We start from the raw sequence: 26,856 nt of genomic DNA, 5'->3' as shown, positions 1-26,856 counted from the left end.
CGATGAACTGAAGCAGGTCGCTGTCGAAAACATCGCAACTCGTTGAATCTCAAGGAGTTTTCCGTTTCGACTGCGCCGGAAGTGGGGCGAATTATAGACACCTGAAATCTGCCGTCAACCCTTAATTACACTTTTGTTGCAGAAGTTACTTTCCTGCCCTTTAAACGCGGGATCCGTCGGGCAATCGGCGGGAGCCGCAGCACTAACAGCACAGCACCTATAGAGGCATATATCGCCCACTCCTGTAGATCCGCACGCACGATCCACAGCATATGCAGCAACCCGAGGCCCAGGATCAGATAAGCCAGGCGATGCAGTTTCTTCCAGCGTCCACCCAGTCGCCGCTGGCTATAACGATTGGAAGTGAGCGCCAGCGCCAGCAATCCGAGAAATCCAAGCACCCCGACAATGATGTAAGGCCGCTTGCTCAATTCGACTCCCAGCTGTGACCAATCGAATCCCAATATAAAAGCGGTGTACCCTCCCAGGTGCAGGACCACATAGGCAAAGCACCACAACCCCAACTGGCGCCTGACTGCAATCCAGCCCGCCCACCCTGTCAGTTTCTGTAGTGGCGTCATGCTCAACGTGACCTGCAACAAAATCAGCGTCCCCAATCCAAGCCGATCCACCAACACCTTGCCCGGGTCAGGTCCCAGCGCATTCATCAGCGCCTGATAGAGCCAGAGCATCGGCCAGACCGCCGCCGCAATGAAGACGCCGATCCGCCACAGAGGAAAACGCATCAGTAGTCCTTCCTGAGATCCATCCCCGCATATAAAGAAGCAACTTCATCCTGGTAGCCGTTGAACATCAGGGTATCGCGCACATTGGGACTGAACAGCCCGCTTGGTAAACGACGCTCATGGGCCTGGGTCCAGCGCGGATGATCGACCGTCGGATTGACGTTGGCATAGAAACCGTACTCATCAGAGGCAATGCTCTGCCAGGTGGTTTTCGGCTGCTCATTGACCAGGCTGATGCGCACAATCGACTTCACGCTTTTGAACCCGTACTTCCACGGCACCACCAACCGCAACGGGGCGCCGTTCTGGTTCGGCAGCTCCCGCCCGTACATCCCTACCGCCAGGATCGCCAACGGGTTCATCGCCTCGTCCAATCGCAAGCCTTCCACATAGGGCCAGTCGATCAAGGCGAACCCCGAGCGCTGTCCCGGCATGACCTTCGAATCCTGCAAGGTTTCAAAACGGATGTATTTGGCCTTGGAGGTTGGCTCGACCTGCTTGAGCAACGCGGAGATAGGAAAGCCGATCCACGGGATGACCATCGACCAGGCTTCAACACAGCGCAGTCGGTAAATCCGCTCCTCCAACTGATATGGCTTCATGAAATCTTCCAGGCCGTAGCGCCCCGGCTTCGCCACTTCCCCATCGACCACCACGCTCCAGGGTTCGGTTTTCAGGGAGCCGGCATTGGCGGCCGGATCCCCCTTGTCAGTGCCGAACTCATAGAAGTTGTTGTAGTGAGTGGCGTCCTTGAACGGCGTGATGGGCTCATTGACCGTCATGGCGCCCCATCGAGTGGACAGCAGCTTCTCGGCAAACCAGGACGGCGCCTTGCCAGGCTCGACATCGGCGTACCGCGCTGCATCGGCAGCACCGGCCCAGCGCGGCAGGCCACTGATCGCCACACCAGCCACGCTGGCGGCGAGCATCTGCCGACGGGAAAGATAGAGGGACTCAGGCGTGACGTCCGACTCTGAGCAGTCGGACGACTTGGGGATCTTGATCAGCATGACGACTCCGCAGCATTGGAGGGCAGATGCACCAATAGACTGCGGAGTATGGGGGAAATTACATTAAGGCAACATTTAGCGTCGGCGAAGACGCAGCAGATATTGCACCGGTCCGGAAGCGGCATACGCGAGGAACACCAGCAGCAGGATACGCGGTGGATCGCTGAAAACCACGGCAAACACCAGCACCACCGCCAGAATCGCAACGAACGGCACACGCCCCTTCAAGTCCAGCTCCTTGAAGCTGTTGTACTTGATGTTGCTGACCATCAACATCCCGGCCGCCGCCACCAGCAGCGCTACCAGGAAGGACATCTTCGAACCCTGGATGCCATAGTCGCTGAACGCCCAGACGACACCCGCCACGACACCCGCCGCAGCCGGACTGGCCAGGCCAATGAAGTAACGCTTGTCAGCCTTGCCGACCTGGGTATTGAAACGCGCCAGGCGCAACGCCGCGCCTGCGACATAGATGAAGGCAACCATCCAGCCAACCTTGCCCATGTCCCCCAGCGCCCAACCGAACGCGAGCAAGGCAGGCGCCACGCCGAAGGCGACCATGTCGGACAACGAATCGTATTCGGCGCCGAATGCGCTCTGGGTGTTGGTCATGCGAGCAACACGCCCGTCCAGGCCGTCGAGCACCATGGCAACGAAGATCGCAATGGCGGCGAAGGCGAAGTAGCGACTCGCCCCCGCGCCATCGCCGGCGCTCAACGCAGCCTGGGCACTCATGGAGCTGATGATGGAATAGAAGCCGGCGAACAGGTTCGCAGTGGTAAACAGGTTTGGTAGCAGATAGATGCCACGATGCCGGACCTTACGGCCTTCAGCGTCATGGCCTTCTTCGACGTGCTCATCGATGGGCAGCAGGCTTTCGGCGTCAGGAGCCTGGTTCGGCTCTTCGGGACGTTCGCTCATGGACAGTACCTTGCAACGGTGTGAAAAAATTCGACAGGCGTCTGGGACGACGGTTCGGCCGCAAACGATGCAGCTTTATACCAGAACCCGCCCCCCAAACGAAAAAACGCGGCCAAGGCCGCGTTTTTTTCGATCAAGCTCGCGACTCAGTTCTTGGCTTTGTCGACGATCTTGTTGGCGCTGATCCAAGGCATCATGGAGCGCAGTTGCTCACCGATGATTTCAATGCCGTGGGCAGCGTTGTTACGACGCTTGGCGGTCATCGAAGGATAGCCGGTGGCGCCTTCGCTGATGAACATCTTGGCGTATTCGCCGTCCTGAATACGTTTCAGGGCGTTGCGCATGGCCTGACGGGATTCGGCGTTGATGACTTCCGGGCCGGTCACGTATTCGCCGTATTCAGCGTTGTTGGAGATCGAGTAGTTCATGTTGGCGATACCGCCTTCATACATGAGGTCGACGATCAGCTTCAGTTCGTGCAGGCACTCGAAGTAAGCCATTTCTGGCGCGTAGCCGGCTTCAACCAGGGTTTCAAAACCGGCTTTCACCAGCTCGACGGTACCGCCGCACAGAACGGCTTGCTCGCCGAACAGGTCGGTTTCGGTCTCGTCCTTGAAGGTGGTTTCGATGATGCCGGTACGACCGCCACCGACGCCAGCCGCGTAGGACAGGGCCACGTTCTTGGCGTTGCCCGAGGCGTCCTGGTAGATCGCGATCAGGTCAGGGATACCGCCACCCTTGACGAACTCGGAGCGCACGGTGTGGCCCGGAGCCTTCGGCGCGATCATGATCACGTCCAGGTCAGCGCGAGGCACGACCTGGTTGTAGTGGATCGAGAAGCCGTGGGAGAAGGCCAGGGTTGCGCCCTTCTTGATGTTCGGTTCGATTTCGTCGCGATACAGTGCGCCCTGGAACTCGTCCGGGGTCAGGATCATGACCAGGTCGGCCGCGGCAACAGCGGAAGCCACGTCAGCCACTTTCAGGCCATGGGCTTCTGCCTTGGCGACAGTGGCCGAGCCTTTACGCAGGCCGACGGTTACGTCAACGCCGGAATCCTTCAGGTTGCACGCTTGGGCGTGACCCTGGGAGCCGTAGCCGATGATGGCGACTTTCTTGCCCTGGATGATCGACAGGTCGCAGTCTTTATCGTAGAAAACTTTCATGAAATTTCACCTCTATCCGGCCGTTCAGGCCATTCGCTAATTTGGTTTAGATGCTCAGTACTTTGTCGCCACGGGCAATCCCGGTGACGCCACTGCGTACGGTTTCCAGGATCGAGGCAGTGCCGATCGATTGGATGAAGCTGTCGAGCTTGTCGCTGGTACCGGTCAACTGAACGGTATAGACGCTGGCGCTGACATCGACGATCTGCCCACGATAAATATCGGTAGTACGTTTGATCTCGGCGCGCTGGGCGCCGGTGGCCTTGACCTTGACCAGCATCAGTTCACGCTCGATGTGGGCGCTCTCCGACAGGTCCACCAGCTTGACCACCTCGATCAGCTTGTTCAGGTTCTTGGTGATCTGCTCGATGACTTCATCGTGACCCACAGTGGTCAGCGTCAGACGCGACAGGGTCGGGTCTTCGGTTGGCGCCACGGTCAGGCTCTCGATGTTGTAGTTGCGCTGCGAGAACAGGCCTACAACACGAGACAGAGCGCCCGGTTCGTTTTCCAGAAGCAGGGAAATAATATGTCGCATGATTAGGTACGCTCCGTCTTGCTCAGCCACATATCGCGCATGGAGCCGTCTTTGATCTGCATCGGGTAGACGTGCTCGCTGGTGTCGACCGAAATATCGATCACGACCAGGCGATCCTTCATGGCGAACGCTTCCTCCATCTTCGACTTCAAATCCTTCGATTCGGTGATGCGCACGCCAACGTGGCCATAGGCTTCGGCCAGCTTGACGAAATCAGGCAGCGACTCCATGTAGGAATGCGAGTGGCGACTGCCGTAGCTCATGTCCTGCCACTGGCGAACCATACCCAGCACGCCGTTGTTCAGGATCACGATCTTCACCGGCAAGCCATATTGCAGGCAGGTGGACAGCTCCTGGATGTTCATCTGGATGCTGCCCTCGCCCGTGACGCAGGCGACGTCGGCATCCGGGAAGCTCAACTGGATGCCCATGGCCGCTGGCAGACCGAAGCCCATGGTGCCCAGGCCACCGGAGTTGATCCAGCGGTTGGGCTTGTTGAACTTGTAGTACTGCGCGGCGAACATCTGGTGCTGGCCCACGTCGGAGGTCACAAAGGCATCGCCCTTGGTCACTTCGCACAAGGTCTCGATCACGGTCTGCGGCTTGATCACGCTACCGTCGCCCTTGTCGTAAGGGAACAGTCCACGATCGCCGCGCCATTCATCGACCTGCTTCCACCAACTGGCCACCGCGTCCTTGTTCGGGGTCTCGCCGATTTCCTTGAGGATGGCGACCATTTCGGTCAGCACGCTCTCGACAGGACCGACAATCGGCACGTCGGCCTTGATGGTCTTGGAAATGGACGCCGGATCGATGTCGATGTGGATGATCTTGGCGTTCGGGCAAAACTTCGACGCACCGTTGATGACACGGTCGTCGAAACGCGCGCCAACCGCCAGGATCACATCGGCATGGTGCATCGCCAGGTTGGCGGTGTAGCTACCGTGCATGCCGAGCATACCGATGAACTGGCGGTCGGTGCCCGGATAGGCACCCAGGCCCATCAGGGTATTGGTGACCGGCAGGTTGAGCATTTTCGCCAGCTCGGTCAGCTGCGCGGAGCCGCCACCGAGGATCACACCACCGCCCGAGTACAGCACCGGGCGCTTGGCCGCCAGCAGCATTTCGGCCGCTTTGCGGATTTGCCCCGAATGACCGCGTACGGCCGGGCTATAGGAACGCAGCTTGGCTTTCTTCGGGAAGATGTATTCGAACTTCTCGGCCGGGTTGGTCATGTCTTTCGGGACATCGACCACCACCGGGCCCGGACGACCGGATTCAGCCAGGTAGAAGGCCTTCTTCATCACTTCCGGGATTTCCGACGCGTGCTTGATCATGAAGCTGTGTTTCACGATCGGCCGGGAGATACCGATCATGTCGGTTTCCTGGAACGCGTCGGTGCCGACCATGGTGCTGGGCACCTGGCCAGAGATGATCACCATCGGGATGGAGTCCATGTACGCGGTGGCGATACCGGTGATGGCGTTCGTGGCGCCAGGGCCGGATGTCACAAGGACCACGCCGGCCTTGCCGGTGGCACGGGCATAGCCGTCAGCCATGTGGGTCGCGGCCTGTTCGTGACGAACCAGGATGTGGGTCACTTCCGGTTCTTTGAACAGGGCATCATAGACATGAAGAAGAGCACCACCGGGGTACCCATAGATATATTTGACGCCTTCGTCACGCAAAAAGCGGACGAGCATCTCACCGCCAGATAAAAGCTCCACGTTGTTCACCTCTAAAACGCCAGAATACCGACCCACAAAAAGGGGACGGGTCTTAATAGGTTTACTTCTCGGCAGAGCATGAGCGACGGTGGTCGCCGACTACGTCAGCACTGACTGAGCAAGTATTGGGATCGTCCCAAGTGTTGCGGGCCTTTCCCACCCAGCGCGAGGTAACGCGTTGCGGGTGTAACAGGTCGGCGCGGATATGCGCCTCATGATCTGCCGAGTGGGCCTGCTTCTGGCAGTCCCTCTACAGCGGACTTTGGATTCTTCTGTTTCGCCCTCTGCAAGTCAAGTCGTCTATGTGTTTTATTCGAAGTAAGCGCATGAGAACGCAAGAAAAAACCTTTAAAGCCCAACTGTGTTAGCTTCAATTGCGCAACTCAAGACAAGGAAACAGCATGCGAATGTTCCTACTGACCACCGGCCTGCTGGTTGGCCTGAGCCCGATGTGCATGGCCGGCCAGGTCTATAAATGGGTGGACGCCCAAGGCGTTACCCACTTCGGGGCTCAGCCGCCCGAAGGCGCGGAGACCGCAACCGTGATCAAGTCCGCACCGCCTGCCCCCGCCAAGCCTGCACCACCGCCGTCCGGCGGGGTCGTTGGTGACCAGAAAGCGATCGATCAACAGGTCAAGAAGCAAGTCGCCGAGCAGGAGGCACAGCTCAAGGCGTTCTGCGAGCAGGCCCGGACCAACCTGGCGCAACTGCAGAACAACCCGAGGGTACGTGAGGACATGGAAGGGGAAATGCGTCGTCTCAGCGACGAGCAGCGACGCCAGCGGATCGATGAAACCCGCAAGCAGATCGAGGAAAACTGCCAGTGATGACGATCAGCTGGCGCTGCTGATCAACCGGTCGAACTGCGACAATAGCCGCTGCAACTCGATGCCCTGCCCCGGTCGCTGGGCATAGACCATCTCCGCCATCGCCAGGATGCCGGAGGCGTTGGGCAGCGGCAGGTCGTTCTCCAGGATGGCTTTCATGCGGGGCAGAAAGATCCATTGCAGCCACTGCTCGAAGTCCAGGGTGTCGACCGCGAACGGCTCGACGCTGGCCAGCGCTTCGGCCGATGGCGAATGATCGCTCCACCAACCCTGGACACGCAGTTCCCGCTCGATCAGCAAGAGCTGATCGGCGATTTGGGGAAAACGCGTATCCATCAGAGCGAAACCTTGGCTTTCTGACGGGCCAGGGCCGCGCCAGCTGAATCACCCTGCTTCTCACGGGCCTGGGCGATCAATTCCCACAGGCTGGCCTGAAGTGCCGGACGTCCGCTGGTGAAGGTCAGGCCGCGACGGGCGAGCTGTTCGGCCTGCGGCGCATCGCCTTGGGCCATGCGTACCTGGGCCAGGCGATAGAGCACCTGCGGCTCGCGCGGTGCGACACGCTGGGCACGCTCCAGACTGGAAGACGCACCATTGAGATCGCCACCGGCCTGTTGTTGTTGGGCAGTGGTCAGCAGCGCCAGAACCGGGCCGTCCAGTTGCTCATCGGCAGACAAGCCACCCGAGTTCGCTGGCGGGATACTGCTCGGCGTGGACGGCATGCTGTAGCTGCCTTGATCGATCGGCGAGGTTTCGATCGGCCCTGGGGTGATCGGGCCAGGCGTGATCGGCGTGCTGCTGATCGGTGCCGAAGTCGCGGCGCCGCCACCCGGCACCATCACCACCACACCGCTGTCGCCCTGCGGGATCGCCTGGGCCTGGTTCTGCGCCGGACGCTTCACGGTCGTCTGGCGGAAACCGCCATTGGCCGAGATCCGCTCGCTGTTGGAGACGGCGGTGCCGGAATCAACGACCGGAATCGAACCGCGCTGTACGGTGGAGCAACCACTGAGCAGCGCCACGGCCGTTACCGCTGGAATCAACCACTTGTTCACGTGAAACCCTCTTTGCTTAATTCATCCAGTCCTTGACCCAATCCATCACCGATTCGGCGGGATTCTGGCCACCACAGGCTGCACCAGGCGGTGGCTCGCTGCCGCGAATATACGGCATCTGCACCGCGCCCGGGCAGTTGGCGTCGGAACCTTGTCCGGTGCGCGAGTCGACCCAGGCCTGGACGATGTTGTCCGGCTGCGGCATGTCCAGCGGCAACGGGTCGGCCTTGCGCATAAAACTGGTCCAGACCTGCAGCGCGCCGGTGGCGCCGGTAAACGGAGTCTTGCCATTGTCATCGCGTCCAAGCCAGACCACGGCCAGCAGGTCCTGGCTGAAACCGGCGAACCAGCTGTCGCGCGAGTCGTTACTTGTGCCGGTCTTGCCCGCCAGGTTCAGGGTCCGGGGCAGCACGTTATAGACCGAGCTGCCGGTGCCTTCGCGCATGACCCGCTGCATCGCACTCTGGATCAGATAGATGGAGGCCGGGTCGAAACGCTGCTGGATCTGGAACGGATAACGCTTGAGCGGCTCGCCGTCGGCGGTGAGCACACTGCGGATCCCGCGCATCGGCGTGTTGAATCCACCGTTGGCCAGGGTCTGGTACATGGCCGCTACTTCAATCGGCGCAAGGCCACCAGCCCCCAGCAGCATCGATGGAAACGCCGGCAACTCGCGGCTTACCCCCAGGCGCGCCACGGTCTTGAGCACGTTCGGCACGCCGACTTCCAGCCCGAGCCGGGCCGTTGACAGGTTGTAGGAATGCGCCAACCCCTGATACAGGAACACCGTGCCATGGGAGCGACGATCATAGTTTTGCGGCTTCCACACCTGGCCGTCCGCGCCCTTGACCGAGAACGCCTCGTCCGAGAGCCAACTGGTCAGTGTGTATTGACTGGGTTTCTCCAGCGCGGTGAGGTACACCGCCGGCTTGATCAGCGAGCCGATCGGCCGGACCGCATCCAGGGCCCGGTTGAAACCGGCGAAACTGGCCTGGCGACTGCCAATCATGGCCTGGACTTCGCCGGTCTCCGGATTGGTCACTACCATGGCGGCTTCGACTTCATCGGCACCTTTGCGCGCGCCAAGGCGCTTGAAGGTGTCCTCGACCGAGGCTTCGGCCTTCATTTGCAGGATCGGATCGAAGCTGGTGAAGATCCGCAGGCCTTCTTCGGTCAAGTCTTCGTCGCGGTAGTCTTCACGCAACTGGCGCTTGACTAGGTCCATGAAGCCGGGGAACGAGCTATCCGCCAGGCTGCCTCGCTTGGTCACGCCCAGCGGCATCTTCTTCGCCGCTTCGACTTGCTCGGCGGTCGCCACGCCTTGCTGTTGCAACAGGTCGAGCACCAGGTTGCGCCGCTCGAGGGCACGCTCCGGATAACGCCGTGGGTTATAGGAGGACGGCCCCTTGACCATGCCCACCAGCAACGCCACCTGATGCAGCTTGAGTTCCGACAGCGGCTGGCTGAAGAAGAACTGGCTGGCGAGGCCGAAACCGTGCACCGCGCGCTGACCGTCCTGGCCGATGAAGACCTCGTTGAGGTACGCCTCCAGGATCTCCTGCTTGTCGTAGTGCAACTCCAGCAGCAGCGCCATCATGGCTTCGGTAAGTTTACGTGTGAGGCTGCGCTCGTTGGTCAGGTAGAAGTTCTTGACCAACTGCTGGGTCAGGGTACTGCCGCCCTGGCGCATGTGACCGGAGGACGTATTGACCCAGACCGCCCGGGCTATCGACTTGGGCGAAACGCCGAAGTGATGATAGAAGTCGCGGTCTTCGACAGTGATCAGCGTATCGAGCAGGAACGGCGGCACCTGGTCGATCTTGATCAGGATCCGGTCTTCAAGGTTCTTGGGATACAGGCCACCGATCAGCAGCGGTTCGAGGCGCACCACCGACAGGCTGGCATTGTTGGCCCCCGTCAACGCGGCTACGTAATCACCAGAAAAACGCACCCGCACCGGTTGCGCCTGTTCCATGCCCTCGTAGAACTGGAAGCCACGGGTATTGAGATCAACGGTATTGCCATTGACCGAGGCTGCGCCCGGGCCGTTGGCCACGCTTTCACGGCGGTAGCCCAAGGCATCGAGTTCGGTCAGGAAATCGTCGCGGCTCAGCTTCTGCCCGACGAACAGCTCCAACGGCCGGGCATAAACCTTGGCCGGAATGGTCCAGCGCTTGCCCGAGAACTTTTCCTGGACCACCGCATCGAGGTAGACCGCAAAACCGGCGAGCACGACAAGGCCAACCAGGCTGAGTTTAAGGGCCCAGCCCAGCCAGGGCCGCAGGCGGCTGGCGGGTGGTTTCTTGGGGGTACGGGGGGATCGGGTACGAGTCATGGCGGCGGATTATACGCACTTTGTCGTGGTTCAACATGAGGCCGGCGAGGTTTGCGTTAACCTCGCTTGCCGCCATAATGACGGCCTCGAATTTTCCAGACCCTGAAGGACCGCCCGTGAGCCAATCCCTTATCGCTGCCCTGCAAAACCCGGCCCTCTACCCGCATCCCGTCGAAGGGTTCCAGGTCATCGAAACCCATATTTCCTGGGTGGTGCTCACCGGCCCCTACGCCTATAAAATCAAGAAGCCGATGAATTTCGGCTTTCTCGACTTCACCAGCCTTGAGGCACGCCAGCATTTCTGTGGCGAAGAACTGCGCCTCAACCAGCGCCTGACCCAGGATCTGTACCTGGAAGTGCTACCGGTGACCGGCAGCGTCGATGCTCCGCAATTGGGTGGCGACGGGCCGGCCATCGAATACGCGCTGAAGATGCGTCAGTTTCCGCAGAGCCAACTGCTCAGCACCTTGCAAGCCAATGGCGAACTGACCACCGCGCACGTCGATGAGATGGCCGAACAGATCGCCCAATTCCACCTCGCCACGCCGCAGGTACCCACTGAAAATTCCGCCGGCACGCCGCAAAGCGTGATGGCGCCGGTGCTGCAGAACTTCGAACAGATCCGTCCGTTCCTCAACGACAAGGCTGACCTGTTGCAACTCGAAGCGCTGCAAGCCTGGGCCGAGAGCAGTTTCGAACGCCTCAAGCCACTTTTCATCCAGCGCAAGGCTGAAGGCTTCATCCGCGAATGCCACGGCGATATTCACCTGGGCAACATCACCGTAATCGATGGCAAGGTGGTGATTTTCGACTGCATCGAGTTCAACGAACCGTTCCGCTTCACCGACGTCTACGCCGATACCGCGTTCCTGGCGATGGACCTCGAAGACCGCGGCCTCAAGTCCTTGGCCCGGCGCTTCGTCAGCCAGTACCTGGAATTGACCGGGGACTACCAAGGCCTGGAACTGCTGAACTTCTATAAAGCCTACCGCGCCCTCGTCCGTGCCAAGATCGCGCTGTTCAGCATGCCCGCCGAGGCCGATCCGGTGCAGCGCGCCACGACTCTGCGCCAGTACCGCAACTACGCCAACCTGGCAGAAAGCTACAGCACCATTCCTTCACGCCTGCTGGCGATCACCCACGGCGTTTCGGCCGTTGGCAAAAGTCACGTCGCAATGCGTCTGGTAGAAGCACTGGGCGCCATCCGCCTGCGTTCGGACGTAGAGCGCAAGCGCCTGTTCGGCGCACAACAGGTGCCTAATGATCCACAAGCCGGCATTTATAGCAGCGACGCCAGCAGCGCCACCTACGCCCGCCTGCATGAAGTCGCCGACGTGATTCTGCGCGCCGGGTTCCCGGTGGTGATTGACGCCACCTACCTCAAGCGCGATCAACGCGACGCCGCCGCGAAGATTGCCGAAGCCACGGGAGCGCCGTTCCTGATCCTTGATTGCGAGGCACCACAAGCCGTCATCGAAAACCGACTGGCCCAGCGTCAGGCTGACCAGAAAGACCCGTCCGATGCGAATCTGGCGGTGATCGCTGCTCAACAATCCACCCGCGAAGCCCTCACCCCGGCGGAAATCCTTTGCAGCAAACGGGTACAGACCAACGAAAGCGGGACCCTCGATGTTGTTGTGGCGCAGATCCGTCAGCGCCTGCCAGGCCTGTAAATAACTATTTCGGCCGTGAAGCGACGCCCGGCTTCACGGCCACCAAATAGTGGCACTATACTGGCGTCATAAAACCAACAGGTGCTATGACATGAGCCATCCCAAGCTTCTCAATACCCCGCTTTACGCCTTGCTGCGCAAAGACGATATCGCAGGCTTCAACAGCGAACGACCTCAAGGCCCAATCGACATGCGCGGCGGTGATTTTCGTGGACTTGACCTGCGGGAACTGAACGCAGACGACGTCGATTTCAGCGACGCCTACTTCCGCTCCGCCGATTTGCGTGGCATCGACTTCCGCAAAGCATCCCTGGAAGGTGCAAGCCTGGCCCATGCGCAGATCTCCGGCGCTTACTTCCCACCCGAACTGTCGGCCGACGAAATCCTGATGTCGATGAACTTCGGCACCCGGCTGCGCTACCGCACCCGCTGACCTTTTGGCACGCGGGCGGCTCAAACAAGCTGGCCTGCCACGCAACGCACCGATCTCCAGCGCCCCCGCCTGCGCTGGATGAGACTGCCTGTCGCCCTATCTGCCATCGTGCGTAATGCATTAGAAGCTTTTGCGTTGAATCCCACCAAAGAATCACGCTTTTCCTACTGACCGCTACACTGCTCAGAAGCTTGCCCATTGCACCAGTCGGCCGTCGCAAGGAGGCTCGATGAATGATGAACTGCAACACCTGAAAAACCTGGGCAAGACGTCGGCCCAGTGGCTGCACGCCGTGGGCATCCACAGCGCTTCGGATCTACGCCGGCTCGGTGCGGTTGACGCCTACCGCGCCGTGCGTACTCGCGGCTTCCGGGCATCCAAGGTCCTGCTGTATGCGATTGAGGGCGCGTTGATGGACGTGCATTGGAATGACATTCCCGCCGAACGCAAGGAAGCCCTGAACAAACAACTGGAGGCTATTTCAACGCGGCACAAAGCCTGACGCAGCGGGATGCGCCGTTGTTGTTTCGACAAATCGCAAAACAATGTTTGACTTGGTAATGAGAATCGCTATGATTAGCACATCCAGTCGCGAGACTGGTCGATATTTGAACAGACCTTGGTTCGGACTTTCAGATATCTCCTCATCAGGCTAATCACGGTTATTCGACCCGGCTCTTGCCGGGTCTTTTTTTGCTTGTAGGAAACCAGGGGGAGGCATGGAATCGCCAGGCCGGATATCCTCGACCAGCGTTTCCATTTGACCGTCAGGCCTGCCCCTGTGGGAGCAAGCTTGCTCACTCCCACAGGGTTTCATTGAACATAAGCACGAGACGCCTATGAAATTTCTGTGCACCAACGCCGAACTGCCCGACAACAACAGTCGCGGTTTCGACATTGATGGGCGCAAGCTGCTGGCCGTGCGGCGCGCAGGCCAGGTCTACGTGTATGTCAACCGTTGCCCACACCGCGGCGTGCCGCTGGAGTGGCAACCCGACCAGTTCCTCGACCCCAGCGCCAGCCTGATCCAGTGCGCCACCCACGGCGCACTGTTCCTGATCGAAAACGGCGAATGCGTGGCCGGCCCTTGTTCCGGGCAATTCCTCGCGGCGCTAGACAGCCGGGAGGACGAGCAAGGCATCTGGGTCGAGCGGTAGCGGATCGAGCAGTACCGGCAATGCACGGTCCACCCACATCTGCTCGGGTGTCAGCGCCACCCCGTAGGCCAGCACCTCCACACCTGCCGCTACCGCTTCACGCAGCGCCGCCGCGTACACCGGGTCGATTTCGTGTGCCGGGCGCACCGCGTCGATGCCGCTCAGGTTCACGCAATACAACTGCACCGCCCGTACACCTTCCCGGGCCAGGCAGGCCAGCTCGCGCAAATGCTTGGCCCCGCGCTGGGTCACCGCATCGGGAAACGCCGCCACGTGGGTGCCATCAAACCCCAGGGTGACGCTCTTGACTTCGACCCAGGCCGACCCGTGCGGGTAGTCCAGGCGAAAATCGATACGACTGTTTTCCTGACCATAAGCCACTTCACGCCTGAGCCCAATGAACCCGTTCAGCTCGCTGATCACCCCGGCGCGCAAGGCTTCTTCGACCAAGGCGTTGGCCCGCGCCGTATTGATGCAGGCGAGTCGACCCTGAGGGGTTTCGCCGATTTCCCAGGTACCCGGCAGCTTACGCTTGGGGTCGCTGGAGCGACTGAACCAGACGCGCGCGCCCTCCGCCATGCAGTTGAGCATCGACCCAGTGTTCGGGCAGTGAATAGTGAGCAGTTCGCCATGAACGGTCTCGATATCCGCAAGAAAACGCTTGTAACGGCGAATCAGGCGGCCTTCTTCCAACGCAGGTGAGAAACGCATCAGCCTTTCCAGCTCCGCAGCCCGCGCTCGATTCGCGCCACCGCTTCCTGTAGCCGCGCCAGGTTCTGGGTATAAGCGAAACGCACATGGTGGCCGGCCTGATGGCGGCCGAAATCCAGGCCGGGCGTGAATGCCACGTGTTCGGTTTCCAGGAAATGCTGGCAGAACGCAAAGGCATCGCCGCCGAACACACTGATGTCGGCATAGAGGTAAAACGCCCCCTCCGGCTCCACCGCGATACCGAAGCCCAGCTCACGCAAGGCCGGCAACAGAAAATCGCGACGCCGGGCGAACTCGGCCCGACGCTGCTCGAAGATCTCGATAGTGGCAGGTTCAAAACAGGCCAGCGCCGCATGCTGGGCCATGCTTGGCGCGCTGATGTAGAGGTTCTGCGCCAGCTTCTCCAGCTCACTGACGGCCGCCGAAGGGGCCACCAGCCAGCCAAGCCGCCAGCCGGTCATGCCGAAATATTTGGAAAAGCTGTTCAGGACAAAGGCATCGTCATCGACCTCCAGCACACTGGCGGCGTCGGTGCCGTAGGTCAGGCCATGGTAGATCTCGTCCACTACAAGGTGACCATTACGCCCCTTGATCGCCTTGGACAGGCCCGCCAGCTCGTCCCGGCTCAGAATCGTCCCGGTCGGGTTGGCCGGCGACGCCACCAGCGCGCCGACGGTGTCCTGGTCCCAGTAGCGGTTTACCAGGTCCGGCGTCAACTGGTAACGCACCTCCGGCCCCACCGGCACCAGTTGCGCAGCGCCTTCCACCAGGCGCAGGAAATGCCGGTTGCACGGATAACCAGGGTCCGCCAGTAGCCAATGCTTGCCCGGGTCCACCAGCAAGGCGCTAGCCAGCAACAGCGCCCCGGAGCCGCCCGGAGTGACCAGGATGCGCCGCGGATCGATGTCGACGCCATAGCGCTGTTGGTAGAAGCCGGCGATGGCTTCACGCAACTCGGGAATGCCACGGGCCGCTGTGTAGCGGGTCTTGCCCGCCGCGAGCGCCGCCTGGCCGGCCTGGATGATCGGCTCGGCCGTGGTGAAGTCCGGCTCGCCAATCTCCAGGTGGATGACGTCATGCCCCGCCGCCTGCAGTTCATTGGCCCGGGCCAACAGCGCCATCACATGGAAAGGTTCGATGGCGCGGCTGCGCGCACTGTAGGGCTGAGCCATTAGCCTTCCTTCAACATAAAAAGAATCGATTCTACCCAAGTCAGGGACCCGTGCGGGAACGAGCGCGAGCGTCGAGCGGTCTGAGCCGGTGGATTACTGGAAATGACTCCGGCGATTGACCCAGGCTTGACTAGAATCAAGCATTGAGCACGATTGCATCCACACCGAACCAGACCCGGCCATGTGTCACAAAGCCCCGCCCGCCGCAGGCTCGACAACCGGGAGTAGCGCGGCCCGATTTGATCTGGTAAGTTCGCCCGCTTGCAGCCGCAGGGCCGGCAGGTGTCGGTGATGGAGCAATCCTGCGTAGTGGATTACAAGAGTAGAGGCGGTCCATTCATGCCCACCCAAGCAAAGCAAAATCAAAATCAGTCGCTCAGCGGGTTTGAGCCTTACGTCCCGCAAGCTGGCGAAGAGTACATGGGCGCCCCCATGCGCGCGCACTTCACCAAGATCCTGAACAAGTGGAAACAGGACTTGATGCAGGAAGTCGACCGCACCGTGGATCACATGAAAGACGAAGCGGCCAACTTCCCTGACCCGGCCGACCGTGCCAGCCAGGAGGAGGAATTCAGCCTCGAACTGCGCGCCCGCGACCGTGAGCGCAAGCTCATCAAGAAAATCGACAAGACCCTGCAACTGATCGAAGACGAAGAATACGGCTGGTGCGAGTCCTGCGGTATCGAAATCGGCATCCGCCGCCTCGAAGCCCGCCCAACCGCCGATCTGTGCATCGACTGCAAGACCCTGGCGGAAATCAAGGAAAAACAGGTCGGCAAGTAAATCGCCTGGGTTGTCACGAAAACGGAGCGTTCACACGCTCCGTTTTTTGTTTCCGAAACTGTCCCCCTGTGGGAGCGGGCTTGCTCGCGAAAGCAATGGAACAGCCAGCATTTGTATTGACTGACCCACCGCCTTCGCGAGCAAGCCCGCTCCCACAGATGCGCATCCCCCGACTCGCCCGGTAACATTCACCCATGACTGCCACGCCCTCCTACATCGGCCGCTTCGCCCCCACCCCCAGCGGCCACCTGCATTTCGGCTCGCTGGTCGCCGCGCTGGCGTCGTACCTGGATGCCCGAGCCGTGGGCGGACGCTGGTTGTTGCGCATGGAAGACCTCGACCCGCCTCGGGAAGAACCGGGCGCGCAGGCGGCGATCCTCAAGGCCTTGGAAAGCTACGGGTTCGAATGGGATGGCGAGATGGTCCGCCAGAGCGAGCGCCATGAGGCCTATCAGCAGGTGATCACCCGGCTGTTCAACCAAGGGCTGGCCTACGCCTGCACCTGCTCGCGCAAGCAACTGGAGGCGTACCAGGGAATTTACCCAGGGCTGTGCCGCAACGCCGGACACGGCACCGAAGACGCTGCCATCCGCCTGCGGGTGCCCGAGTTGGAATATCACTTCAAAGACCGGGTACAGGGCGAATATCGCCAACACCTGGGCCGCGAGGCCGGCGATTTCGTGATCCGCCGGCGCGACGGGCTCTATGCTTACCAACTGGCGGTGGTGCTGGACGACGCTTGGCAAGGGGTGACCGATATCGTGCGCGGCGCCGACCTGCTGGATTCCACGCCGCGCCAGCTGTACCTGCAGGAATTGCTCGGGCTACCACAACCGCGCTACCTGCACGTGCCGTTGATCACCCAACCGGGCGGGCAGAAACTGGGCAAGTCCTACCGTTCACCGCCGCTGGCAGCCGATCAGGCCACGCCGCTACTGTTGCGGGCACTGCGCGCACTGGGCCAGCAACCGAACCCCGAACTGACCGACGCCAGCCCACGGGAACTGCTGGCCTGGGGCATTCGTCACTGGGATGCATCGAGGATCCCGCGCACACTGAGCCTGCCGGAAGCGCAAATCCATTGACGGCCCTTGCAGCTTGGCGCCCATCCGTTACCATCGCCGCACGTTTTCGGGCACGCGGATAAACAAGAGAGGCCGGGATGTACATCTATCGCTTGGTCCTGCTCCTGGTAGTGGGGATTTACCTGTTCTCCCCGGCCATCATGGATTGGTGGATCGATGCCACGGGTGCCTGGTATCGGCCGTATCTGCTCTGGCTGATCCTGATTGTCGTGACCTTCATCCTGCAGAGCCAAAAAGATGCCGATGAGCTTTAGCCTGACCCAGATGATCCTGATCAGCGCCGCCTACCTGGCGGTGCTGTTCAGCGTGGCCTGGATCAGCGAACGGGGCATGATCCCCCGGGCGATCATCCGTCACCCGCTGACCTACACCCTGTCGCTGGGGGTCTACGCCAGCGCGTGGGCGTTCTACGGCACGGTCGGCCTGGCCTATCAGTACGGCTATGGCTTCCTGTCCAGCTACCTCGGGGTGTCGGGAGCGTTCCTGCTGGCGCCGGTGCTGCTCTACCCGATCCTGAAAATCACCCGTACTTACCAGCTGTCGTCCCTGGCCGATCTGTTCGCCTTTCGCTTTCGCAGCACCTGGGCCGGCGCGCTGACCACGATCTTCATGCTGGTCGGGGTATTGCCTTTGCTGGCCCTGCAAATCCAGGCCGTGGCCGATTCCATCAGTATCCTGACCCGCGAACCGGTACAGCACCGAGTGGCCCTGAGCTTCTGCGCGCTGATCATCCTGTTCACGATCTTCTTCGGCTCCCGGCACATTGCCACCCGGGAAAAACACGAAGGCCTGGTGTTCGCCATCGCATTTGAATCGGTGATCAAGTTGATCGCCATCGGCGGCGTCGGGCTTTATGCCTTGTACGGCGTGTTCGACGGTCCGCAGCAACTGGAATTGTGGCTGCTGCAAAACCAGACCGCCCTCGCCGCCCTGCACACCCCATTGCAGGAAGGCCCGTGGCGCACTCTGCTGCTGGTGTTCTTCGCCTCGGCGATCGTCATGCCGCACATGTACCACATGACGTTCACCGAAAACCTCAACCCGCGCTCGCTGGTGAGTGCGAGCTGGGGCTTGCCGCTGTTCCTGCTGTTGATGAGCCTGGCGGTGCCACTGATCCTGTGGGCCGGGTTGAAGCTGGGGGCCAGCACCAATCCCGAATACTTCACCCTCGGCATCGGCATCGCCGCCAACAGTCAGGCGCTGGCCTTGCTCGCCTACGTTGGCGGCCTGTCGGCGGCCAGCGGGCTGATCATCGTCACCACCCTGGCGCTGTCGGGCATGGCCCTCAATCACTTGGTGCTGCCGCTCTATCAGCCACCGGCCGAGGGCAATATCTATCGCTGGTTGAAATGGACCCGTCGGGCGCTGATCGTCGCGATTATCATGGCCGGCTACGGGTTCTACCTGATGCTCGGTGACGGTCAGGACCTGGCTAACCTGGGCATCGTTGCGTTCGTCGCCACCCTGCAATTCCTCCCGGGCGTGCTGTCGGTGCTGTATTGGCCGACTGCCAACCGCCGCGGTTTCATCGCCGGCCTGCTGGCGGGGATCCTGGTGTGGCTGGTGGCGATGCTGTTGCCGCTGCTGGGCAACCTGCAGGGTTTCTACATCCCGCTGTTGAACATGATCTACGTGCTCGACGACACCAGCTGGCACATGGCAGCCATCGCCTCGCTGGCGGCGAATGTGTTGATGTTTACCCTGATCTCGCTGTTCACCAACGCCAGCAGCGAAGAGGCCAGCGCCGCCGAGGCTTGTGCGGTGGACAACGTCCGTCGCCCGCAACGCCGCGAGCTGCATGCCGCCTCGCCCCAGGAATTCGCCACGCAGTTGGCCAAGCCGTTGGGCGCCAAGGCCGCGCAGAAGGAAGTCGAACAGGCCTTGCGCGATCTCTACCTGCCCTTCGATGAACGCCGTCCCTATGCCCTGCGTCGCCTGCGCGACCGGATCGAAGCCAACCTGTCCGGCCTGATGGGCCCCAGCGTGGCCCAGGACATGGTCGAGACATTCCTGCCCTACAAGGCCGGCGGCGAAAACTATGTCACCGAAGACATCCACTTCATCGAAAGCCGTCTCGAGGACTACCACTCGCGCCTCACCGGCCTCGCCGCCGAGCTCGATGCCTTGCGCCGCTACCACCGCCAGACCCTGCAGGAATTGCCGATGGGCGTCTGCTCCCTGGCCAAGGACCAGGAAATCCTGATGTGGAACAAGGCCATGGAAGAGCTGACCGGAATCGCCGCCCAGCGTGTGGTCGGTTCGCGCCTGAGCACCCTGGGCGAACCGTGGAAAGGCCTGCTGCAAGGCTTCATCGACCTGCCGGACGAGCATTTGCACAAACAACACCTGGCCATCGACGGCCAGACCCGCTGGCTCAACTTGCACAAGGCCGCCATCGACGAGCCGCTGGCGCCGGGCAACAGCGGCCTGGTGCTGCTGGTGGAAGACCTGACCGATACCCAGATGCTCGAAGACAAGCTGGTGCACTCCGAGCGCCTGGCGAGTATCGGCCGGCTGGCCGCCGGGGTCGCCCATGAAATCGGCAACCCCATCACCGGCATCGCCTGCCTGGCGCAGAACCTGCGCGAAGAGCGCGAAGATGACGGCGAGTTGACGGAAATCAGCAGCCAGATCCTCGAACAGACCCGCCGGGTATCGCGCATCGTCCAGTCGCTGATGAGTTTTGCCCATGCCGGCGGCCACCAGCACAACGACGAGCCCGTCTGTCTGGCCGAGGTGGCTCAGGATGCCATTGGCCTGCTGGCGCTCAACCGACGCAATTTCGAAGTGCAGTTCTTCAACCTGTGCGACCCGGACCATTGGGTCGACGGCGATCCCCAGCGGCTCGCCCAGGTGCTGATCAACCTGCTCTCCAACGCCCGCGACGCCTCACCGGCCGGCAGCGCGGTACGGGTCAAGAGCGAAGCCAGCGAACACACGATCGACCTGATCGTGGAGGACGAGGGCAGCGGCATTCCGCAGAGCATCATGGACCGACTGTTCGAACCTTTCTTTACCACCAAGGATCCTGGCGAAGGCACCGGTCTGGGCCTCGCACTGGTCTATTCCATCGTTGAAGAGCATTATGGACAAATCACCATCGACAGCCCGGCCGATGTTCAAGGCCAACGCGGCACCCGTATCCGGGTGACCTTGCCGCGTCATGTCGAAGCGACGTCCGCTGTGAACTGAGACCGTCGAGAGAATCGAATCAATGCCGCACATTTTGATCGTCGAAGACGAAACAATTATCCGCTCCGCCTTGCGCCGCCTGCTGGAACGCAACCAGTACCAGGTCAGCGAAGCTGGATCCGTGCAGGAAGCACAAGAGCGTTTCAGCATCCCAACGTTCGACCTGATCGTCAGCGACCTGCGCCTGCCCGGCGCGCCCGGCACCGAGCTGATCAAGCTCGGCCAGGGCACACCGGTGCTGATCATGACCAGTTACGCCAGCCTGCGCTCGGCGGTCGACTCCATGAAAATGGGCGCGGTGGACTACATCGCCAAACCGTTCGACCACGACGAGATGCTCCAGGCCGTGGCCCGCATCCTGCGTGATCGCCAGACGGCAGCCAGCAACCCGTCGGAGCCGACGAACGGCAAGGTCGCGGCCTCGGCGAAAGCCGGTGCCGGTTCCGGTAACAGCAATGGCGAGATTGGCATCATCGGTTCCTGCCCGCCCATGCAGGACCTGTACGGCAAGATCCGCAAGGTCGCGCCGACCGACTCCAACGTGCTGATCCAGGGCGAGTCCGGGACCGGCAAGGAACTGGTGGCCCGCGCCCTGCACAACCTGTCGCGCCGGGCCAAGGCACCGATGATCTCGGTGAACTGCGCGGCCATCCCGGAAAGCCTGATCGAATCCGAACTGTTCGGCCACGAAAAAGGCGCGTTCACCGGTGCCAGCGCCGGACGCGCCGGGCTGGTGGAGGCGGCGGACGGCGGCACGCTGTTCCTCGATGAGATCGGTGAGTTGCCGCTGGAAGCCCAGGCACGCTTGCTGCGGGTGCTCCAGGAAGGTGAAATCCGTCGGGTCGGTTCGGTACAGTCGCAGAAAGTCGACGTCCGCCTGATCGCAGCCACCCACCGTGACCTCAAGAGCCTGGCAAAGATCGGCCAGTTTCGCGAAGACCTGTACTACCGCCTGCACGTGATCGCCTTGAAACTCCCGGCCTTGCGCGAGCGTGGCGCGGACGTCAACGAAATCGCCCAGGCCTTCCTCGCACGCCAGAGCGCGCGGGTCAACCGCACCGACCTCAAGTTCGCCCCGGACGCCGAGCAGGCGATTCGTCATTACAGCTGGCCGGGTAACGTCCGGGAGCTGGAGAACGCGGTGGAGCGGGCGGTGATCCTGTGCGAGAGCCCGGAAATCTCTGCCGACCTGCTGGGCATCGACATCGAGCTGGGCGACCTGGACGACGATGAGTTCATCGGCCTGGCCCCGCAACAGGGCGGCGGCGCCAACAACACCAGTCACGAACCTACCGAGGATCTATCCCTGGAAGACTACTTCCAGCATTTCGTCCTCGAACACCAGGATCACATGACCGAGACCGAACTGGCCCGCAAGCTGGGCGTGAGCCGCAAATGCCTGTGGGAACGCCGCCAGCGCCTGGGGATTCCACGGCGCAAGACCGGGGTTGCCAGCGAAAGCTGAGTGGGTGGATATTGTGGGAGCGGGCTTGCTCGCGAATGCGATGTATCAGTTGAATTGACGGTGTCTGACACAGCGTATTCGCGAGCAAGCCCGCTCCCACAAAGGGACACTGGCGTAACGCAGTCAATGTGAAAAAACTGTTACCTCAGTTTTTTCACGTAACAGAAGCCGGGGTTTACGGTAACGAAACCCCGGCTTTTTTTCGCCTCGGAAAAATGGCTATAACCATAGAACCCCCGGTTTCGCTGGGCCTGGCAAAAGTTGGCACGCACCCTGCTATAGCTTTGGTACAAGAACAATAACAAGCAATGCAAAAGACAATAAAAATAAGACGAATCGACTCACGCACAATAAAAACAAGACGGCGAGAGGCGCAGCTAACTGATTCTTTTGGAGAGGCGTTGTATTTGGGGCTTGCCCCACAACCAGGCCGAGAACAATAAAAACTGTCTCAAGACAGATGCCTGAACTGGTTGGATCGATTGATCACTGCAACACAGCGACCAAAGCAATCCGTTTGCTCTTGGCTCCCGATTGGGAGGGTCACGCAGGGAAACCTCGTGGCATGGGCACTCAACAAAAACAAGAAGCCCGAAAACCATAATAAAAACAGAGCACGCAACTAATTCTGGGGGAGCTTCGGCTCCCCTTGTGGTTTCCGTGATTTGGCATTCCTTTGCGCCTACAGGGCTTGTCGCCAAAGCTTGCAGCTCAAAACCGCTGCGTCCTACACCATCCCTCCACTAAATGCTAGAATCCCCGCCCATCATGCGGTCATTCTTCGTTTTTGGCCGAACATTCCTTCAAACAGTGCATCCCATGCTGAAGAAGCTGTTCCAGTCATTCCGTTCTCCCTTGCGTCGTACGCAACACATTCGCAGCACGCCTGAAGTGCTCAACAGCGGCCAGCATTCCCTGCAAAAGGCCCAGTTCAGCCGTTATGCGGTGAACATCGTCGAACGCCTGCAGAGCGCCGGTTACCAGGCGTACCTGGTCGGCGGATGCGTGCGCGACATGCTGCTCAACATCACCCCCAAGGATTTCGACGTCGCGACCAGCGCCACCCCGGAACAGATACGGGCCGAATTTCGCAACGCACGGATCATTGGCCGGCGCTTCAAGCTGGTCCACATCCATTTTGGCCGCGAAATCATCGAGGTAGCGACCTTCCGCGCCAATCATCCGCAAAACGATGAAGAGGAAGACAGCAACCAGTCTTCGCGCAACGAGAGCGGGCGCATCCTGCGCGATAACGTCTACGGCACGCTGGAAGAAGACGCGCAACGCCGCGACTTCACCATCAACGCCCTGTATTACGATCCGGTCAGCGAGCGCATCCTCGATTACGCCAATGGCGTACACGACATTCGCAATCACCTGATCCGCCTGATCGGCGATCCCAAGCAGCGTTACCAGGAAGACCCGGTGCGGATGCTGCGGGCCGTGCGCTTTGCCGCCAAGCTGAACTTCGGCATCGAAAAACACAGCGCTGCGCCGATTCGCGAATTGGCGCCAATGCTGCGGGAAATCCCTTCGGCGCGGCTGTTCGAGGAAGTGCTCAAGCTATTCCTGTCGGGCCACGCGGCAGATACCTTTGAGATGCTGGTGGACCTGCAACTGTTCGACCCGCTGTTCCCGGCCAGTGCCGAGGCGCTGGAGCACAATCCGACCTACACCCACACCCTGATCAGCGAAGCGCTGGTCAACACCGACCTGCGCATCAAGCAGAACAAGCCGGTGACCCCCGCGTTCCTGTTCGCCGCCTTGCTCTGGCCGGCCCTGCCAGCCCGGGTGCTGCGCCTGCAGGACCGCGGCATGCCGCCGATCCCGGCGATGCAGGAAGCCGCCCACGAATTGATCGCCGAACAGTGCCAGCGCATCGCGATTCCAAAACGCTTCACGATGCCGATCCGCGAGATCTGGGACATGCAGGAGCGCTTGCCACGGCGCAGCGGCAAACGCGCCGACCTGCTGCTGGACAATCCGCGCTTCCGCGCCGGCTATGACTTCCTGCTGCTGCGCGAAAGCGCCGGCGAGCAGACCGATGGCCTGGGCGAATGGTGGACCGATTACCAGGACGCCAACGACAGCGAGCGCCGCGAGATGATTCGTGAGCTCAGCGGCAAGGATGATGGCGCCAGCGGCCCGCGCAAGCGCCGTCGCAGCAGCGGCGCCAAGCGTAAACGTGCCGGGGCTTCGAGCGAATCGGGCGAGTAACCGATGGAACGTGTCTACATCGGCATGGGCAGTAACCTGGCCGAGCCCGCCGAGCAATTGCGCTGTGCCGTCCAGGCGCTGGCGCAACTGCCTGACACCCGGCTGGTGGGCGTCTCGGCGTTTTATCAAAGCGACTCCCTGCTGCCGGGCCAACCGCGCTATACCAATGCCGTGGCCGCATTGGACAGCCAACTGGCACCGCTGGCCCTGCTCGATGCACTGCAAGCCATCGAAACCGGGCAGGGTCGCGAGCGTCTGGAGCGCTGGGGTCCGCGCACCCTGGACCTGGACATTCTGTTGTACGGAGATCGGCTGATCGACGAGCCGCGCCTCAAAGTCCCGCATTACCACATGCAGGCCCGGGCCTTCGTCCTCTATCCACTGGCGGAACTGGCCCACGCCGACCTGCGCCTGGCCGACGGGCGCCGGCTCAAGGACCTGCTGGCGGCGTGTCCGTTCGTCGGCCTGGAACGCTTGCCGCCTACGCCTATCTGACACAGCCCCCTTGTGGGAGCGAGCCTGCTCGCGATGATGGCTTTACATTCACCAAAGATGTCGCCTGCCGGACCGCCTTCGCGAGCAAGCCCGCTCCCACAAGGGGCCTGTGTCGCAGCCGGAACTCGTGCCTGCTGAGGATCCTCTGTGGGAGCGGGCTTGCTCGCGAAGGGGCCAGCCAGCACGATATCTTCATCACTGACTTCCCACACTCTGCGCTGAAACGCATCAGTAACTTCGGTAACACCCGCCGGTAACACATCCAATTGACTTCCCCCGTACTCCTCACGACTATAGGCGTCCCATTGCCGCCAACGCGGCGTTTAAGGGCGCAATCCAGGCCTTACAAGCACCACACATAGAGGGTGCGCCTGTATAAATGACGAATCATGCGCGTTACTCGCAGTAGTTCACGAGCGCCTGAAGAGGACTTTTTCATGCCAGCTATTACCCTGACCACGCTGCAAGGTCTCAAGCAAAAAGGTGAAAAAATCACCATGCTGACCTGCTATGACGCAACGTTCGCCCACGCTTGCAACGAGGCGGGTGTCGAAGTGCTGTTGGTGGGCGATTCCCTCGGCATGGTGCTGCAAGGTCACGACAGTACGCTGCCGGTGACCACTGCCGACATGGCCTATCACGTGGCCGCGGTCAAACGCGGTAACACCGATGCGCTGATCCTCGCCGACCTGCCGTTCATGGCCTACGCCACCCTCGAACAAACCATGACCAACAGCGCCCTGCTGATGCAGGCCGGTGCGCACATGTTGAAGCTCGAAGGCGCACTGTGGCTGGCCGACTCTATCCGGCTGCTGGCCGAGCGCGGCATCCCGGTCTGCGCACACCTGGGCCTGACGCCGCAATCGGTGAACGTCCTTGGCGGCTACAAGGTCCAGGGCCGCAATGAGAACCAGGCACGCCAGATGCGCGCCGACGCGATTGCCCTGGAGCAAGCCGGGGCGGCGATGTTGCTGCTCGAATGCGTACCCAGCGAGCTGGCGGAAGAAATTACCCAGGCGGTGAACATCCCGGTGATCGGGATCGGCGCGGGCAGCGCTACCGACGGCCAGGTCCTGGTACTCCATGACATGCTCGGGCTGTCGATTACCGGTCGCGTGCCTAAGTTCGTGAAGAACTTCATGGCTGGCCAAACCAGCATCCAGGCTGCGTTGGGCGCCTACGTCGCCGAAGTGAAAGCGGCCACCTTCCCTGGCGTCGAACACGGATTCTCTGCATGAATACCGTCAAAACCGTACGCGAACTGCGCGCCGCCGTGGCCCGCGCCCGCGGCGAAGGCAAACGCATCGCCTTCGTCCCGACCATGGGCAACCTGCACAGCGGTCACGTGGCACTGGTGACCAAGGCGGCGCAACGGGCCGACTTCGTAGTAGCAAGCATTTTCGTCAACCCGCTGCAATTCGGTGCCGGCGAAGACCTGGACAAATACCCCCGGACCTTGCCAGCCGACCAGGAGAAATTGCTTCAGGCCGGCTGCCATCTGTTGTTCGCGCCCAGCGTCGAGGAGATGTACCCCGACGGCATGGCCGGGCAAACCCGGGTCAGCGTCCCGCAATTATCCGAAGGCCTGTGCGGCGCCAGCCGGCCGGGGCACTTCGAAGGCGTGGCGACGGTGGTCAGCAAGTTGTTCAACATGGTCCAGCCCGACCTGGCGGTGTTTGGTCAGAAAGATTTCCAGCAACTGGCGGTGATCCGCGCGCTGGTCCATGACCTGAACATGCCGATCCAGATCATCGGCGAACCGACCGTGCGCGCCGACGACGGCCTGGCGCTGTCGTCGCGCAACGGCTTCCTCAGCCCGGAACAACGCGCCGTCGCCCCCGTGGTCTACCGCGGCCTGAGCCAGATCGCCGAGGCCATCCGCCAGGGCCAGCGCGATTACCCGGCATTGGTCGCCGGGCAGCTCCAGCAACTCGAAGCCGCCGGCCTGCGCCCCGACTACCTGGAAATCCGCCACGCCCGGACCCTGCTTCCGGCAACGCAGGAGGATCGCGACCTGGTGATCCTGGTCGCGGCCTTCCTGGGGACCACGCGATTGATCGACAACCTGCACCTGGACCTCGACGCCACCGCCTGAGTCACCTGAAACCCTGTGGGAGCGGGCTTGCTCGCGAAAGCGGCGGGGGTCAATCG

At 61.3% G+C, this 26,856-nt stretch carries 25 protein-coding genes; 14 read left to right on the top strand and 11 right to left on the bottom strand.

Features of this window, described 5'->3' with window-relative positions:
• Positions 1-125: 125 nt before the first annotated feature.
• The 6 genes from msrQ to RGM2987_RS05960 all read right to left on the bottom strand — a co-directional run bounded on the left by msrQ (position 126) and on the right by RGM2987_RS05960 (position 6,105).
• Positions 126-746: a protein-methionine-sulfoxide reductase heme-binding subunit MsrQ gene (msrQ, locus tag RGM2987_RS05985; protein ID WP_245139192.1), complete on the bottom strand. Its 621-nt coding sequence runs from the start codon at positions 744-746 to the stop codon at positions 126-128.
• A complete protein-coding gene (gene msrP, locus RGM2987_RS05980; protein ID WP_245139191.1) occupies positions 746-1,756 on the bottom strand; it encodes a protein-methionine-sulfoxide reductase catalytic subunit MsrP in 1,011 nt (336 codons plus the stop codon). Before msrP ends, msrQ begins: the two co-directional genes overlap by 1 nt.
• 75 nt (positions 1,757-1,831) lie before the next feature.
• A complete protein-coding gene (gene pssA, locus RGM2987_RS05975; protein WP_245139190.1) occupies positions 1,832-2,677 on the bottom strand; it encodes a CDP-diacylglycerol--serine O-phosphatidyltransferase in 846 nt (281 codons plus the stop codon).
• A gap of 146 nt (positions 2,678-2,823) precedes the next feature.
• On the bottom strand, positions 2,824-3,840 hold the full coding sequence (gene ilvC / locus RGM2987_RS05970; protein ID WP_024779611.1) for a ketol-acid reductoisomerase: 1,017 nt from the start codon (positions 3,838-3,840) through the stop codon (positions 2,824-2,826).
• Between the two features lie 46 nt (positions 3,841-3,886).
• Positions 3,887-4,378 carry an acetolactate synthase small subunit gene (gene ilvN, locus RGM2987_RS05965; RefSeq protein WP_003176102.1) on the bottom strand — a complete coding sequence of 164 codons (492 nt, stop codon included), beginning with the start codon at positions 4,376-4,378 and terminating at the stop codon, positions 3,887-3,889.
• 2 nt (positions 4,379-4,380) lie between these two features.
• Positions 4,381-6,105: an acetolactate synthase 3 large subunit gene (locus RGM2987_RS05960; RefSeq protein WP_245139189.1), complete on the bottom strand. Its 1,725-nt coding sequence runs from the start codon at positions 6,103-6,105 to the stop codon at positions 4,381-4,383.
• Positions 6,106-6,506: 401 nt separating this feature from the next.
• Here RGM2987_RS05960 and RGM2987_RS05955 point away from each other — a divergent pair, with 401 nt between their 5' ends.
• The gene (locus tag RGM2987_RS05955) at positions 6,507-6,932 is read left to right on the top strand and encodes a DUF4124 domain-containing protein (RefSeq protein ID WP_245139188.1); all 426 of its coding nucleotides are present in this window, start codon (positions 6,507-6,509) and stop codon (positions 6,930-6,932) included.
• 6 nt (positions 6,933-6,938) lie between these two features.
• On the opposite strand, the gene RGM2987_RS05950 is transcribed toward RGM2987_RS05955, so the two are convergent.
• From RGM2987_RS05950 to mrcB, 3 genes are read right to left on the bottom strand one after another with little or no spacing between them, the layout of a single operon-like run.
• Positions 6,939-7,268 carry a YqcC family protein gene (locus RGM2987_RS05950; RefSeq protein ID WP_245139187.1) on the bottom strand — a complete coding sequence of 110 codons (330 nt, stop codon included), beginning with the start codon at positions 7,266-7,268 and terminating at the stop codon, positions 6,939-6,941.
• On the bottom strand, positions 7,268-7,987 hold the full coding sequence (locus tag RGM2987_RS05945) for a hypothetical protein (RefSeq protein WP_245139186.1): 720 nt from the start codon (positions 7,985-7,987) through the stop codon (positions 7,268-7,270). The genes RGM2987_RS05950 and RGM2987_RS05945 overlap by 1 nt, the downstream gene beginning before the upstream one ends.
• A 16-nt stretch (positions 7,988-8,003) precedes the next feature.
• Positions 8,004-10,322 (bottom strand): penicillin-binding protein 1B, encoded by a 2,319-nt coding sequence (gene mrcB, locus RGM2987_RS05940; protein ID WP_245139185.1) that lies wholly within the window; start codon positions 10,320-10,322, stop codon positions 8,004-8,006.
• 116 nt (positions 10,323-10,438) lie between these two features.
• Between mrcB and RGM2987_RS05935 the strand changes: the two genes are divergently transcribed.
• From RGM2987_RS05935 to RGM2987_RS05920, 4 genes are all read left to right on the top strand, one after another.
• Positions 10,439-11,995, top strand: coding sequence for an AAA family ATPase (locus tag RGM2987_RS05935; protein ID WP_245139184.1), 1,557 nt, complete (start codon positions 10,439-10,441; stop codon positions 11,993-11,995).
• A gap of 91 nt (positions 11,996-12,086) precedes the next feature.
• Complete coding sequence (locus RGM2987_RS05930; RefSeq protein WP_245139183.1) at positions 12,087-12,428, top strand: pentapeptide repeat-containing protein; 342 nt, start codon at positions 12,087-12,089, stop codon at positions 12,426-12,428.
• Between the two features lie 229 nt (positions 12,429-12,657).
• The gene (locus RGM2987_RS05925; RefSeq protein ID WP_245139182.1) at positions 12,658-12,930 is read left to right on the top strand and encodes a TfoX/Sxy family protein; all 273 of its coding nucleotides are present in this window, start codon (positions 12,658-12,660) and stop codon (positions 12,928-12,930) included.
• 337 nt (positions 12,931-13,267) lie between these two features.
• Complete coding sequence (locus RGM2987_RS05920) at positions 13,268-13,585, top strand: Rieske (2Fe-2S) protein (RefSeq protein ID WP_245139181.1); 318 nt, start codon at positions 13,268-13,270, stop codon at positions 13,583-13,585.
• Here the strand turns inward: RGM2987_RS05920 and sfsA are convergent.
• The gene (gene sfsA / locus RGM2987_RS05915) at positions 13,541-14,296 is read right to left on the bottom strand and encodes a DNA/RNA nuclease SfsA (protein WP_245139180.1); all 756 of its coding nucleotides are present in this window, start codon (positions 14,294-14,296) and stop codon (positions 13,541-13,543) included. The genes RGM2987_RS05920 and sfsA overlap by 45 nt on opposite strands.
• On the bottom strand, positions 14,296-15,468 hold the full coding sequence (locus RGM2987_RS05910) for a pyridoxal phosphate-dependent aminotransferase (protein ID WP_245139179.1): 1,173 nt from the start codon (positions 15,466-15,468) through the stop codon (positions 14,296-14,298). Before RGM2987_RS05910 ends, sfsA begins: the two co-directional genes overlap by 1 nt.
• Before the next feature lie 339 nt (positions 15,469-15,807).
• On the opposite strand from RGM2987_RS05910, the gene dksA reads away from it, so the two are divergent.
• The 9 genes from dksA (at position 15,808) to panC (ending at position 26,800) form a co-directional block, all read left to right on the top strand.
• Positions 15,808-16,251: an RNA polymerase-binding protein DksA gene (gene dksA, locus RGM2987_RS05905; protein WP_003205639.1), complete on the top strand. Its 444-nt coding sequence runs from the start codon at positions 15,808-15,810 to the stop codon at positions 16,249-16,251.
• Positions 16,252-16,445: 194 nt separating this feature from the next.
• A complete protein-coding gene (gluQRS, locus tag RGM2987_RS05900; protein WP_245139178.1) occupies positions 16,446-17,336 on the top strand; it encodes a tRNA glutamyl-Q(34) synthetase GluQRS in 891 nt (296 codons plus the stop codon).
• Positions 17,337-17,413: 77 nt separating this feature from the next.
• Positions 17,414-17,590, top strand: a complete 177-nt coding sequence (locus tag RGM2987_RS05895) for a hypothetical protein (RefSeq protein WP_003176118.1) — start codon at positions 17,414-17,416, stop codon at positions 17,588-17,590.
• A complete protein-coding gene (locus tag RGM2987_RS05890) occupies positions 17,574-20,528 on the top strand; it encodes a sensor histidine kinase (RefSeq protein ID WP_245139177.1) in 2,955 nt (984 codons plus the stop codon). Before RGM2987_RS05895 ends, RGM2987_RS05890 begins: the two co-directional genes overlap by 17 nt.
• 22 nt (positions 20,529-20,550) lie before the next feature.
• A complete protein-coding gene (locus RGM2987_RS05885; RefSeq protein ID WP_245139176.1) occupies positions 20,551-21,993 on the top strand; it encodes a sigma-54 dependent transcriptional regulator in 1,443 nt (480 codons plus the stop codon).
• 819 nt (positions 21,994-22,812) lie between these two features.
• On the top strand, positions 22,813-24,210 hold the full coding sequence (locus RGM2987_RS05880) for a polynucleotide adenylyltransferase PcnB (protein WP_245139175.1): 1,398 nt from the start codon (positions 22,813-22,815) through the stop codon (positions 24,208-24,210).
• Between the two features lie 3 nt (positions 24,211-24,213).
• The gene (gene folK / locus RGM2987_RS05875; RefSeq protein ID WP_245139174.1) at positions 24,214-24,705 is read left to right on the top strand and encodes a 2-amino-4-hydroxy-6-hydroxymethyldihydropteridine diphosphokinase; all 492 of its coding nucleotides are present in this window, start codon (positions 24,214-24,216) and stop codon (positions 24,703-24,705) included.
• Between the two features lie 437 nt (positions 24,706-25,142).
• On the top strand, positions 25,143-25,943 hold the full coding sequence (gene panB, locus RGM2987_RS05870; protein WP_245139173.1) for a 3-methyl-2-oxobutanoate hydroxymethyltransferase: 801 nt from the start codon (positions 25,143-25,145) through the stop codon (positions 25,941-25,943).
• Positions 25,940-26,800, top strand: a complete 861-nt coding sequence (panC, locus tag RGM2987_RS05865) for a pantoate--beta-alanine ligase (RefSeq protein ID WP_245139172.1) — start codon at positions 25,940-25,942, stop codon at positions 26,798-26,800. The genes panB and panC overlap by 4 nt, the downstream gene beginning before the upstream one ends.
• The last annotated feature ends 56 nt before the right edge of the window (positions 26,801-26,856 follow it).

The sequence above is a fragment of the Pseudomonas sp. RGM2987 genome, assembly GCF_022952855.1.
In the GTDB taxonomy this organism is placed as follows: domain Bacteria; phylum Pseudomonadota; class Gammaproteobacteria; order Pseudomonadales; family Pseudomonadaceae; genus Aquipseudomonas.
Note: the sequence above shows the minus strand (reverse complement) of the source record. Positions and strands in the feature narration are given on the sequence as shown.